The organism is Planococcus plakortidis (genome assembly GCF_001687605.2).
Classification (GTDB): Bacteria; Bacillota; Bacilli; order Bacillales_A; family Planococcaceae; genus Planococcus; species Planococcus plakortidis.
Genome location: NZ_CP016539.2, coordinates 1,069,607 through 1,082,089, shown reverse-complemented (window position 1 = coordinate 1,082,089; position 12,483 = coordinate 1,069,607). Strand labels below are relative to the sequence as shown.

Genomic DNA, 12,483 nt, shown 5'->3' with positions numbered 1-12,483 from the left:
CTTATTGCACCTCCCCGATTTGCTGGCGGAGGAATTGTTCATGATACCAGCCTTGTTTTGCCACTAATTTTTCGTGCGTGCCTTCCTCGATGATACGCCCGTCATCCAGCACGACAATCCAATCGGCGTGTTTGACAGCAGACAACCGGTGCGTCGTGATGATCGTCGTCTTGCCTGACCGCTCGCGTTGGATGTTCTCGATGATCTTGGCTTCCGTCTTGGCGTCGACAGCCGATAAGGAATCATCCAAAATGAGGATTTCCGGATTTTTGATGATTGCCCGCGCAATCGAGATACGCTGTTTTTGCCCTCCGGATAACGCGACGCCTTTCTCGCCCACCAGCGTCTCAAGGCCGTTCGGGAGCATCGCCAAATCCTTTTCGAAATGGGACAGCTTGATGGCTTGTGAAATTTCTTCTTCCGTCGCATCCGCTTTCCCGAACAGGATGTTCTCCAGGATCGTCCGCGAAAACAGGACATGATCCTGCGGGACATAGCCGATCCAGTCGCGCAATTGCGCCTTGCTCAGTTCATTGATTTCGATGCCATTCATCGTCAAAGATCCTTCGCCTGTCGGGTATTCCTTTAGCAGCTGTTTGACGAATGTCGTTTTGCCGCTACCCGTCTTGCCGACGATGCCGAGCGTTTGCCCGCTGTTCATCGATAAATTGATGCCTTGCAAATTGATCGATGTCGATTGCGGATACGTGAAACCGAAATCGCGGAAGCCGATGCGCTCCGGATGCCCGGTTTCTGTTGTCGTTTTCGGGTCGACGACGTCTTCTGCGTAATCCAAGGTTTCATTGACACGGTCGATCGATGCATTGCCGCGCTGCAGGATATTGATCAATTCACCGATTGCAAACATCGGCCAGACAATCATGCCGAGATAGACGTTGAAGGCGACCAAATCGCCCAAAGTCATCGTCCCTTCGGAAACCAGGAATGCCCCGTAGCCGAGGCCGATGACATAGCTGATGCCCGTCAGCACTTTCGTGACCGGCGCGAACAAGGCATCGATGCGCTCGACCGCCATGTTCTTTTCATAGACGTCCTGCGTCATGTCTTGGAATTCCTTTTCAGATGAACGTTCCTGCACATATGCCCTGACGACACGGACGCCGCCGACCGATTCCAGGACGCTATCGTTCATATCCCCGAAAGCATCTTGCGCCAAGGTGTACCGTTCATGTATTTTCTTGCCGAGCAACTGGACGACAATCGCCAGCACCGGCAACGGCAAAATCGCCAAAAAGGTCAGTTCCCACGACACCAGCATGCCCATCGCCACGACAATCGTGGCCATATACAAAGTCGAGTCGACCAGCGTCAAGATCCCGAATCCTGCCGTCTCGGAGATCGCCTTCAAATCATTGGTTGAACGGGCCATCAAGTCCCCCGTCCGGTTCTTCTCGTAAAATGTCGGTGTCATCTTGAGGAAATGCCCCATTAAGCTTGAACGCAATTGCCGCTCGATGACATACGCCCCGCCGAATAATTGGTATTGCCAAATGAAATTGATGATGTACGCCAGCACCATCGCTATCAGTAAAGCGGCGATATACTGCCACAGCAATTCACTCGTCAACTCCTGCTGGGCGATGGCGTCGATCGCCACACCGATCAGCCACGGCGGCACGATTTCGAGAATATTCGCTACAAATAAGAGCACGACTGCGATTGTATAGCGCAGCCAATTTTCTTTAAAAAACCACTTCAATTTCCATAAAACATCAAACATACATTACGCCTTCTTTCCATTTTTCAGTTTCGCTAATCGCCTTCAAGCGATTCCTTGATGATTGCTTTTTTCACATGACGCTTTTCCATAATGCTTCTCTCCCTTGATATCGATTATTTATTTAAGCAGCCAAGCTGTTTAAACCACACAAAAAGAGCGCATACCTGTTTTCAGGCATGCGCTCTTGAAAATAGGACTGGATGCACAGACCCAACCCGAATATTTCTAGTCACGAAATAATCAGCAATTGAAAATTATCGGAGAGCCTGGCAATGCTATGCAATTGATTTTTAACGCCTTCTGAATCTTTTTCATTGTCCAAACCTCCTTTTCCAAATATTTGTTAGTCCAAGAGTACCACTCGTTTTTTTGAATTGTCAAGCTATTTTGAATCAAAAATCCAATTCAGCCGAAAGTCTTACTGCCTCGCGCCATGGCCCTTGATGTACTGAAGGTTTGCGGTTGCCGTATTTGGGGGAACAAAAGAGTAACAGTAAATGGAGGCGGTGAAAGAAATGTATAGGAATATCGCAATCGCTTATGATGGGTCGGAAGGAAGCCGATTGGCACTCGACAAAGGCATGGAACTTTCCAAGATTCTTCCAGACTCCAAATTGACGGTCATCTATGTCAATGAAGAGGCACAGGAACGTACAGGCTATATGGATGTCGGGCATGCTTCCGCCCCGGTGACTTCCGCAAACGTCGACAGTTCGTATGCACAGTTCATGCCCCCGGAAATCGGGGATGAAGGCTACCGGACCCCGCCCGAAGTCGATACTGCCCGCGCTTCGGAATACTCGAAGCATATGCACAACTCCATTCAACAGCAGCTCGACGCCAAAAACACAGAAGCTTCGGTTCTGGCACTGGAAGGACCGGTCATCAAGACCATCACTGGGTTCATAGATGAGCAGAACATTGATCTTTTGATTGTCGGCAATAGCGGAAAATCCGGTTTGCAGAAGTTTTTTGTCGGTTCAGTGAGCAGCAAGTTGATTAAAGATTCCAATTGTACCGTTCTTGTGGTGAAATGATCCCCTTTGGATGTGGGCATCCCCATCCTAAAGGGGATGTTTATTTTTATGACATATTTTTGACATAATTAATTGAATATCATATATTTATCTGTTTGTTTTCCATTCCACATGGGTAAAGAATACTAATTAAACCAGCTGGAAAATAAAGAAAGGAAGAAGGGGTCAGCCATGCCGAGACATACTGTATATTTTCTATCATCACATCAACATCGCGGGCTGATGGCTGAAATTTGGGCGAGCCGCTTAATGCTGCCGGACTGGGACATCAGAAGCGCGGCATGGCACCAACCATCTTTCAACGACATTTCGATCGAAGTGCTAAAAGAGATCATCTTGGAGATCCCCCCAGTCGAGCAGCGCGTATACAACCCGGATGAAGTGAGACAGGCGGATTTGATTATCGCCCTTCATGATGCTGAATTCGAACAGGCGGATATACCTGACGATTTGCCGATGCAGAAATTAGTCCGCTGGGATATCCCGAACCCTGAAATCCGCAGTACCGACAATGACGAAAAATGGGCTTTATACCAGGAGGTTTGCGATGCCATCGCGATAAACATCAAACAAATGGAACCGATTCTGAGGTCACAGCCTACGCAATGAAAAAAAGAGAGCAAAAGCCGCCATTCAAACCGAATGGCGGCTTTTTCAAAGTGTTGAATAAATCGGTAATCTACTATCATTCAAAAAAGTGGTGGCCTTTTCGACATTTAAAAATCAAAGACCTGTCTGAGTATTTGGAGAAGCGTTTGCTCGACTCCTGTGGGACTAGCGGGTTTGAGAGACCCCGCAGGAACGAAGTGACGAGGAGGCTCGATGCCCGCCCCACGGAAAGCGAGCAATAAGCTTCGGAAAATACGTGTTCCATGAGTTTCTCGACGGCCTGAAAAAGCCGCCATCCAAACCGAATGGCGGCTTTTTCTTTATTCTTTATATAATACTGCACGTACCGGGCTTCCTTCCCCGCCGCGGATCTTCAAAGGCAATGCAGCGAGTTCGTAGACACCTGGGGCAACATCGTCCAGCACGATCCCCTCCAAGATGAAGCGCTGGTTGCGGTTCATCGCATGATGCATCGGCAGTTCCTTGCTCGTCTCAGGATCGACTGACGGCACATCGACACCGAGCAGGCGGACGCCCTGACCCTTCATCCATTCGGCGATCGCCGGGTCGAATACCGGCCAAGCTTCAGGAAACTTGGTGCGGTCTCGCCATGCGTCCGTTTTCAGCAGCACGGCACTAACGCCTTTTGCAAGCTCATCCAGATTCTCCAGCTGCACTTGCGGCTGATCCGACACGTCCATTACTTGGGCTGTCGCCAAATATACGTCAAGCGGCAACTCATCGGTCTTCAAGCCATTCTCATCGTAATGGAACGGCGCATCGATGTGGGTGCCGATATGCGTGCTCGACTTGAGTTCGCCGATATTCACCGAACCGCTTTCTTCTTTCGTGACCGATAAGCGGTAGGAAAACGGCGTATCGCCTGGCCATTCCGGGGTGGAACTGTCCAGTGCCATCGAAATGTCTATGATGGATTTTGCCATTTACGCCACCACATTTCGTTCGTTGCTGAATTCTTTATAAAGTTCGTGCTCGATAATATCCTGCAAGGTGAGCGCTACTTTCTCGACATCTTCAAAGCTCGTGTAGAAGGCGATCGGCGCAAGGCGGATGATATCCGGCGCGCGGAAATCCGGGACAATTCCCGCTTTTTTCAACGCTTTGCAGATGCGCGCCGCTTCCTTATGCGCAAGCGCGATATGGCCCCCGCGCTGTCCGTCCGCTTTTGGTGTGACATCTACCAGAGAAGGCACGAGAGCCGCAAGCCTTTCGCGCAGCATAGTCGTCAATTCCAGCGATTTTTTGCGGATCTTTTCAATCCCTGCTTCTTCGAATAATTCCAGGCTGCCAATTAGCGGCGCCATGCTGAAGATATTCGGCGTGCCGACCTGGTAAGCACCGGCCCCATCCGCTTTCGTGAAACTATGGTCCATATCGAATTGCTTTGCCTTGTCCGAACCGAACCAGCCGGCTATCCCCGGGTTCAAATCGTGATGGCGTTCGTGTAAATACAAACCTCCAGTCCCGCCTGGCCCCGAATTCATGTATTTGTAATGGCACCAGACAGCGAAATCCACGCCGTCTTCATGCAAATTATGCGGCATGGCACCTGCCGAGTGGGCCAAATCGAATCCTGCGATGATGCCTTTTTCGTGAGCGGCTTCTGTAATCTCACGGAGCGGCAGCAATTGCCCGCTCCGGTAAAGGACCGATGGCAATAACAAGACTGCGACATCCTCTTTCAATTCCGCCAACACATCTTCAAGTTCGAGCGTATAGCCGTCGCGGCTTGGTACTTTGCGCATCGCGACTGCCGGATCTTGCCCGCGCAGACGCAAATGGCTCTCTACTGCATAAATGTCAGATGGGAAGTTCAATTCATCGACCAAGATGACAAAACGCTCGTCAGTCGGCACATAGACCGTCGACAGCATCTGGTGGATATTCGACGTGATCGAGCCGGTCACCATCACTTCATGTGCTTTCGCCCCGAACAAGGGCGCCGCTTTCTCGCTCAGTGTCTCTGCCAGCGTAAACCAAGGGTGTTCGCCCTCTGTCCAGCCCTCGATGCCGAATCGTTTCCAGCTGTCCATGAGCGCAATCAGCTTTGTTTCAGCACGCTTTGACATCAGGCCGAGCGAATTCCCGTCCATATAAATCGTTCCTGGTTCTACAAAAAACTGTTCTTTGAATTTAGCCAATGGATCCTGTTGGTCTTTTTGCATTGCACTGTCCAAATCTCATCTCTCCATTCCTATAGAGCATAAGCCAGCGCGCCGAGAAGCGCCGTAATCAAGACGACTTTCCACGGAGCCAGTTTCAAATAGACTAACATTCCGAAGGCCGCAATCGCAATGGCGAAATCGACCGGCCCCTGAATGGCGGAAGTGAAAACCGGATCATATAGCGCCGCAAGCAAAATACCGACAACCCCGGCATTGATTCCCTTCAACGCCGCTTGAATGCCTGGCTTTGTACGGATGACGCTCCAAAACGGCAATGTCCCGATAACCAAGAGGAATGACGGCAGGAACATTGCGATGACGGCAATCAATACGCCTCCCGCACCATTCATTAATTGCCCCAAATAAGCAGATAAAGTAAACAAGGGTCCCGGGACAGCCTGTGCTGCTCCGTACCCGGCGATGAAGGCATCGGCCGTCATCCATTCAGGCACGACTTCACGCTCAAGCATCGGCAAGACGACATGGCCCCCGCCAAAGACGATCGCGCCGACGCGGTAGAAAATATCGAAAATCGCAAATGCGCTCGATTCGATGAACGGCCGAACAAGCGGAAAACCGATCAGTAACGCGCCGAAAATTCCCCACGCGGCGACTCCGGTTTTTTTGCCGAAGGTCAAGGCAAGCTTGACGGCATCAGGCGCTTGTTCTTTCCGGTATAAGAGAAACCCGATGACGCCTGTCAATAGAATGACCACGATCTGTGCCCAGGCGGTCGGTACCAGCAAAATGGCGATGGCTGCCCCAAAAGCGATCATCAACCGCTGCACATCCGGAGTCAGTGATTTCCCCATGCCGAGAAGCGCATGGGCGACGACCGCCACTGCAACGATCTTCAAGCCTTGCAGCCATGCGATGTCGACTGATCCGCTACTGATCAGCATGGCAAAAATCATCAAGGCGACTACAGATGGCAAAGTAAACCCGAGCCATGACAAAAAGCCTCCCATAATGCCACCGCGCAGCATGCCGATCGAGATGCCGACCTGGGAACTGGCAGGCCCAGGCAAGAATTGGCATAATGCCACCAAGTCGGCGTATGCTTTATCGTCCAACCATTTTCTTCTATGTACATATTCATCCCGGAAGTAGCCGATATGGGCAGCCGGCCCGCCAAACGAGGTTAAGCCCAGCTTGGTCGAGGCTTTCAGGATTTCCATCCAGCGTTCTTTTCGCTTCACTATCCATCTCCCTTTCTCTTTTGGATTCTTCTCTATCATAACGGTTTGCTTATATGTTTCAATATTAAATCTTTGTAAATGATTTTGACTGAATAATAAATCTTTTAAGTGGTATACTTTTAAGAACATTAATTGTTCAGTACATCCGCAACGGCCGGCGGAGATCATGTGTCACGATCTGCCAGAATCGTTGAAATCCCTTCCATTCTGATCCCAGGAGGTGCAAACTTTGCGCCCTTTCCCAACAGGTCCGGCGTAAAGGAGTCATTTGGACATTCCCATACGAATAGCGGCGATTGCCGCGTTGATTTGTTCCGCCGCATTCTTCTCTGCGTGCGAATACGCCATTGTTAATATCCGCAAGACGCGTCTCGGGGAATCCAGCGCCCATAATGAAAAGCAAGCACAAGCGGCCATGAAAATCGCTGGCCAGGCCGATATGTACCTGTTCGCCTGCCAAGTAGGCATCGCCCTGTCGGTGCTTGGGCTCGGTTGGGTGGGCCATGCGCTCGTCCAGGAAGCGTTTCAGCCCTTTGCCGTGAATCTCGGTCTGCCGGCAGCAAGTGCTGGCTGGATAAGTTTTCTACTCGCTTTTTTGGGGATAAGCTTACTATTGGTAGTATTCGGTGAGCTGTTTCCGAAGACTTTCGCTATCCGCAATCCGGAACGCACCATCTTGACGTTCGCCCGGCCGCTTGTTGTCGCTTACTGGATTTTGTCCCCGCCCCTTTTCCTGTTCAGTACCATCGCCCGCATGATTTCGGCATTGTTCGGCATTAAAAAATTATCCCCCCGTGAAATGGGCCATACCGAGGAAGAATTGAAACTGCTGTTATCCGATAGCCTGAAAAGTGGTGAAATCAATGCATCCGAATACGATTACGTCAACCGCATCTTCGAATTCGATGAGCGCATCGCCAAAGAAATCATGGTGCCGCGCATGGAGATGAGCACGATCACCCATGACTTGAACTTGCGCGAGGTATTTGCACTGGAGGGCATCGAGCAATACACGCGCTATCCGGTTACGGACGGCGATAAAGACCATGTCCTTGGGGTCGTCAATATGAAGCATCTGTTAAGTGCGTATGTAAAGAAACCGGAAATTGAGGAGTTGCCGGTCTCCGCTTTCATCCAGCCCGTCATTCAAGTCATCGAAACGATGCCGGTCAGCGAATTGTTGCTGAAAACACAGCGAGAGCGTATCCACATGGCCATTTTGCGCGATGAATACGGGGGCACTTCAGGACTTGTGACCATCGAAGACATACTCGAAGAAATCGTCGGTGATATCCAGGATGAATTCGATATAAATGAAACTCCCGATGTCCAAAAGTTGGGAGAGCACCATTATATTTTCAATGCCAAATTATTGCTCCATACCGTAAACGCCATTCTTGGGATTGACATCGACGAGGAAGACATCGATACTATTGGGGGATGGTTCATGGATATGCATTTTGATGCAGTCGAAGGCCAGAAAATCATTGAACAAGGATACGAATTCCGTATCCAGGAAGTCGAAGGCCATCATATCCTTTATTTAGAAGTTCAAAAGGCACCGGCTGATGATCTTCCTGTATAAGATGTTTACAATACGGCCCTCTCTGGAGGGTCGTTTCCGTTTTCCCACAATCCAAGCTGGAGATGAATGACAATGGAATTATACGATAACCTTCGCAAAGGAGAAAAAGGCGCCTGGCTCAGTATAGGAGCTTACTTGTTTTTAAGTGCCATCAAACTCGGCGTCGGGTTTTGGGGCGGCTCGGAAGCATTGAAGGCGGATGGCCTGAACAATGTCACCGACATCGTCGCTTCGGTCGCGGTGCTGATCGGCTTGCGGATCTCCCAGAAGCCCCCGGATGACAACCACCATTACGGCCATTTGAAAGCAGAGACGATCGCTTCCCTTTTGGCTTCGTTCATCATGGCGGTCATCGGCCTGCAAGTCCTGCTGAATTCGGTGAAGACGGTGTTCAACCCAGCTACGGAATCCCCTTCCCCACTGACCGCTGTGGTCGCTTTTTTTTCGGCAGCTGTCATGTATGGCGTTTACCGCTATAACTTGAAGTTGGGCCAGGAAATCAACAGTTCAGCCGTCCGTGCCGCCGCTTACGATAACCGCTCGGATGCGCTTGTCAGCATCGGCGCCGGAATCGGCATTACCGGCGCCATCTTCGGCGCTCCGCTGATTGATTCGATCACCGCATTTCTTGTCGGGTTGATCATCATCAAGACGGCTTTGGACATTTTTCGCGAGTCGGTGTTGACCTTGACCGATGCGTTCGATGAGGAATCCGTCGAATCGCTTTCTGTCTTGATCCGGCGCGTGCCGGGCGTACTCGAATTGCGTGATTTCAAAGGGCGTACCCACGGGAATGTCATGTTCATCGATTTGACCGTCAGCGTGGCGCCTTATTTGAATGTGGTCGAAAGCCATTGGATCACCGAAGAAATCGAACGGAAAATCCAGAAAGTGAAACCGAGTTGCGTCGTCCTCGTACATATAGAGCCAGATTACTCGATAGGGGAGGACGAAGAAGATGGTTGATTTTTACGACCAGAAAAAAATTATTTTGGTTACGTTCGGCATCATACTGCTCATTTCCGCTATATTTATTCCAGCTGCCGTGTTCTATCCGGCAAAAGTCGTCACCATTACACAGGAAGCCGAAGTCGTGGGCACGTCGTTCTGGTCACTCGTGCTCGGCAGTGCGGGCATTGTCTTGCTGGCAGCCGCATTGTTCATCGCAGCACTGATCGAGCAGCCGTTGAAATCCTGGCTCTTGTCGGGCGCTGTCGCCGTCATGGGGCTCGTGTCGATCGCCTTTTCACTCGGGGATTATTACTATATGACCCATGATGGCTTCACCTATAATCCGCCCCTGTCTTTCAACTCCTCTACGTATACATGGGAGGAGTTTGAAAAAGTGGAAGAACGCCTTCAAAAAGAAAATGGAACCAGCTCAATCGAATCGGTCGCCTATTATTTCCGTGATGGCCACATGGTCGAGTTCTCCAGTGGAAGGATTTTTGAAATGCACAACTCCCTGGCCCGCCGAGTCGAAGCGGCGGGAGGCGAATTCAACCGGATTCAAGCTCCATAAACGGCAAAAACGCCTGATCTGTTAGCATCAGGCGTTTTTGTCTGGATTTTTTTATTCTGCCCGCTCGCCTGGCAAGGATGCGAGGCGGATCCCATGTTCGACGAATAAGGAGGCAATCCCATGGCGGATCCGGCTCTCGAGCTTGTCTTTCATTTCGACATTGAGCACGCGCGCCTCCACTTGGAAATCCATCGAGGAATTGCGGAAATCAATGAACTGGGCGTCGGGCTTTTCATCGGGCACGCCTTCGATTTCCATGATCTCGCGTTCCGCTGCCTGCACCAATAAATCTCCCACCAATTCCGTATCGCAACCGTACTCGACACTGACCACGACCCGCGCGAACAGCCTCGCTCCCGAACGGTTCTTGACGATCTGTTCGATAAAATACTGGTTCGGCACGACAAGGGTCCCATCTTTCGTAGTTTCGACAATCGTCGAGCGCAGCTTGATTTTTGTGATGCGCCCAATTTTCTTGTCGATCTCGACCATTTCCCCCACTTCCATCGGCCGTTCGAATAAAATGATAATGCCCGATACAAAGTTCGCGGCAATATTGCGGACACCGAAACCGATGCCGATCCCGAGCACACTGAAGACAACGCCCACTGCACGCAGATCCAGCCCGACGATCGTGAAGCTGACCGCAATGGCCATAAACATCACAGCATAATAAATGAGCCGGTTGATCGTATAGCTCATGCCCAGATCCACATCGAACTGGCCATAGACATAAGGCATGACAAAGCGATTGAATGCCTTGACGACACGGCTCGAAAACGTGACAATCATGACGGCAACGACAACCAACAACACGGAGACCCCGACTCCTTCTGTTTCATAAAAGGGTGTCGTCAACCACTCCTCCTGCCAGAAATAGAACAGGAACAGCAAAATGCTGCCGTAAAAAGCGACCCAATTCAGAACATCTTCGAGAATGGGGTAAATCCGCTCCTGATAGCCATCATGCGTTAAAATCCGTTTCAGCACGGCTTGGGCAATCCATTTTCCGATGAGTATCAATAATAGATAAAGGAAAAACATGAAAAACTCCATGACGGTCAAGTCCCTCAATATGTCGATGCCTTCAAATAATTGCTGGTTCTGCATAATTCCCTCCTGTTCCTATAGCTGCTGGTCCTGTCCCCGGTCACGCCGGTAATCGCTGAGCAAGACCGGGCGGCGGTCCATCGCTTGTGCCAGCCTATCCAGCTTCCCTTGGATATAACGGCGGTCAAGCCGTTTGAAAGATGCCTCCTCCACGTGCTCGAGAACGTACAGCTGTGTTCCCCAAATGGCCTCGTGATGCGACGGACTGGATAATTGCGCAGCGTTTGTCAGTGATTCAAGGATAGCGGCCACGACCGATACATCCTCTTTTCCGTAATGGATCAATTGATGGAACGTCAGGTAAAGAAAATGCGGGAATGTGAAGAATGGATAGCGCACTCGGTCTTTTTGCTCTTCGTCACGGATCGTGAGGGTGCCGGTTTCAAGATGGCTTAATTTTCCGAGCAGCCGTCCAACCCGGATGATGATGCCATTCGCCGTATTCGGGTCGTTGATGCCCGGGGAGATTGCCCGCAGCGCCACTTCAACCATTTTCTGAATGGCGAAATCAAGGTCCTGATCAGTTGTCCGCTCCGTGCCGATTGTGATAAAGCGCCGAAGATCGAGATCTTCTTGCTGGCGTTGGTAGACACGGAACAATGGTGTATTCTCGTGGACATACGAACCGATGCCGTGAAGAATTTCAACTTCCAGCTCGTGCTCTACTGCATACCCTGTCAATTTGTCAAAATACAGGAATTGGATATATCCATCAGTTCCGGCAAGGATTGTTTCGGCAAAACCATCGGGATTCCACTGGGTTTCCAGTTCCATTTCCTGCTGCTGTTTGTCGCTATACGTGCCAATGATGCGTTCAGCATCCTTTTCAAGCTCATCGATCAATTTCTCTACCTGCACATGCGTTGCAATATGATGGATAAAATACGCAAACGTCGACAGGCATAGAAACGCGATGAGAATCCCGACAAATGTCGAAATGACGTCATGCGTATAAAGCGCATCGCGCATGAACAATAACGACAGCGTGTTATAGATAAAACCGCCCAAAAAGACGCCGAGCACCCGCCAGGTCAGGCGGTCATGCACAAAGTTCTTCAAGGTCCTCGGGGAAAACTGGGATGAATACATCGTCAGCACGACGAGAATCGTGGAAAATGTAAAAGTCGTCATCGTCAATAGCGCACCGGCGAGCGCACCCATGATCGTCTGGGCCAATTCCACATTGGTCAATAAGATATCGGGGATGAATTCACGGTATTGCCGGACAAGCAATAGATCCACATAGAAAAAACCGATCGATAATAAGACAGCGAGGATGCTGTAAAAAGCTGGCGTCACCCATAATTTTTCACGCCAATTGTAATAAACCTTCTTCATGACTTCCCCCCTAAAACCAGTTGTTTGTTTTCCTGTTCCCCTATTCCAATTTAGGCAAACGCCGGTGCTGCGGGACTCTGGACGTATCCGCTGTAGTTGAATCCTCCTCCGGGATAAATGTTCATGAAGAAACACCATTGTCGAAATACTCTCAAA

The 12,483-nt window shown here is 50.3% G+C and carries 11 protein-coding genes; 5 read left to right on the top strand and 6 right to left on the bottom strand.

Going from position 1 to position 12,483, the window contains the following annotated elements; translation table 11 throughout:
- Position 1: 1 nt before the first annotated feature.
- Positions 2-1,741, bottom strand: coding sequence for an ABC transporter ATP-binding protein (locus tag BBI15_RS05490; protein ID WP_068868661.1), 1,740 nt, complete (start codon positions 1,739-1,741; stop codon positions 2-4).
- Positions 1,742-2,256: 515 nt separating this feature from the next.
- Between BBI15_RS05490 and BBI15_RS05485 the strand changes: the two genes are divergently transcribed.
- Positions 2,257-2,778 carry a universal stress protein gene (locus BBI15_RS05485; RefSeq protein ID WP_068872520.1) on the top strand — a complete coding sequence of 174 codons (522 nt, stop codon included), beginning with the start codon at positions 2,257-2,259 and terminating at the stop codon, positions 2,776-2,778.
- 171 nt (positions 2,779-2,949) lie between these two features.
- Positions 2,950-3,387 carry a low molecular weight phosphatase family protein gene (locus BBI15_RS05480; RefSeq protein WP_068868660.1) on the top strand — a complete coding sequence of 146 codons (438 nt, stop codon included), beginning with the start codon at positions 2,950-2,952 and terminating at the stop codon, positions 3,385-3,387.
- Between the two features lie 320 nt (positions 3,388-3,707).
- Here the strand turns inward: BBI15_RS05480 and kynB are convergent, their stop codons facing one another.
- Genes kynB through chrA form a run of 3 tightly spaced genes read right to left on the bottom strand, consistent with a single transcriptional unit; the run spans position 3,708 to position 6,811 of the window.
- Positions 3,708-4,331 (bottom strand): arylformamidase, encoded by a 624-nt coding sequence (gene kynB, locus BBI15_RS05470; protein ID WP_068868658.1) that lies wholly within the window; start codon positions 4,329-4,331, stop codon positions 3,708-3,710.
- The gene (kynU, locus tag BBI15_RS05465; protein ID WP_157101688.1) at positions 4,332-5,573 is read right to left on the bottom strand and encodes a kynureninase; all 1,242 of its coding nucleotides are present in this window, start codon (positions 5,571-5,573) and stop codon (positions 4,332-4,334) included. It abuts the gene before it with no gap.
- A 29-nt stretch (positions 5,574-5,602) separates the two neighbouring features.
- Complete coding sequence (gene chrA, locus BBI15_RS05460) at positions 5,603-6,811, bottom strand: chromate efflux transporter (RefSeq protein ID WP_208599447.1); 1,209 nt, start codon at positions 6,809-6,811, stop codon at positions 5,603-5,605.
- Positions 6,812-7,040: 229 nt separating this feature from the next.
- Between chrA and BBI15_RS05455 the strand changes: the two genes are divergently transcribed.
- The 3 genes from BBI15_RS05455 (at position 7,041) to BBI15_RS05445 (ending at position 9,879) form a co-directional block, all read left to right on the top strand.
- A complete protein-coding gene (locus tag BBI15_RS05455) occupies positions 7,041-8,357 on the top strand; it encodes a hemolysin family protein (protein ID WP_237150914.1) in 1,317 nt (438 codons plus the stop codon).
- Between the two features lie 72 nt (positions 8,358-8,429).
- Positions 8,430-9,323 (top strand): cation diffusion facilitator family transporter, encoded by an 894-nt coding sequence (locus BBI15_RS05450; RefSeq protein ID WP_068868655.1) that lies wholly within the window; start codon positions 8,430-8,432, stop codon positions 9,321-9,323.
- Positions 9,316-9,879 (top strand): hypothetical protein, encoded by a 564-nt coding sequence (locus BBI15_RS05445; RefSeq protein ID WP_068868654.1) that lies wholly within the window; start codon positions 9,316-9,318, stop codon positions 9,877-9,879. The genes BBI15_RS05450 and BBI15_RS05445 overlap by 8 nt, the downstream gene beginning before the upstream one ends.
- Positions 9,880-9,930: 51 nt before the next feature.
- Here BBI15_RS05445 and BBI15_RS05440 read toward each other — a convergent pair whose 3' ends face one another.
- Entirely contained in the window at positions 9,931-10,989 is a 1,059-nt protein-coding gene (locus BBI15_RS05440) for a mechanosensitive ion channel family protein (protein WP_068868653.1), read from the bottom strand.
- Between the two features lie 15 nt (positions 10,990-11,004).
- The gene (locus BBI15_RS05435; protein ID WP_068868652.1) at positions 11,005-12,327 is read right to left on the bottom strand and encodes a DUF2254 domain-containing protein; all 1,323 of its coding nucleotides are present in this window, start codon (positions 12,325-12,327) and stop codon (positions 11,005-11,007) included.
- Between the last annotated feature and the right edge of the window lie 156 nt (positions 12,328-12,483).

Bases quoted from the DNA above. Each gene is read 5' to 3' on its own strand.
- BBI15_RS05485 (WP_068872520.1), top strand. From the start codon at position 2,257: ATGTATAGGAATATCGCAATCGCTTATGATGGGTCGGAAGGAAGCCGA.
- BBI15_RS05445 (WP_068868654.1), top strand. From the start codon at position 9,316: ATGGTTGATTTTTACGACCAGAAAAAAATTATTTTGGTTACGTTCGGC.
- kynB (WP_068868658.1), bottom strand. From the start codon at position 4,331: ATGGCAAAATCCATCATAGACATTTCGATGGCACTGGACAGTTCCACC.
- BBI15_RS05440 (WP_068868653.1), bottom strand. From the start codon at position 10,989: ATGCAGAACCAGCAATTATTTGAAGGCATCGACATATTGAGGGACTTG.
- BBI15_RS05490 (WP_068868661.1), bottom strand. From the start codon at position 1,741: ATGTTTGATGTTTTATGGAAATTGAAGTGGTTTTTTAAAGAAAATTGG.
- BBI15_RS05480 (WP_068868660.1), top strand. From the start codon at position 2,950: ATGCCGAGACATACTGTATATTTTCTATCATCACATCAACATCGCGGG.
- kynU (WP_157101688.1), bottom strand. From the start codon at position 5,573: ATGCAAAAAGACCAACAGGATCCATTGGCTAAATTCAAAGAACAGTTT.
- chrA (WP_208599447.1), bottom strand. From the start codon at position 6,811: ATGATAGAGAAGAATCCAAAAGAGAAAGGGAGATGGATAGTGAAGCGA.
- BBI15_RS05435 (WP_068868652.1), bottom strand. From the start codon at position 12,327: ATGAAGAAGGTTTATTACAATTGGCGTGAAAAATTATGGGTGACGCCA.
- BBI15_RS05450 (WP_068868655.1), top strand. From the start codon at position 8,430: ATGGAATTATACGATAACCTTCGCAAAGGAGAAAAAGGCGCCTGGCTC.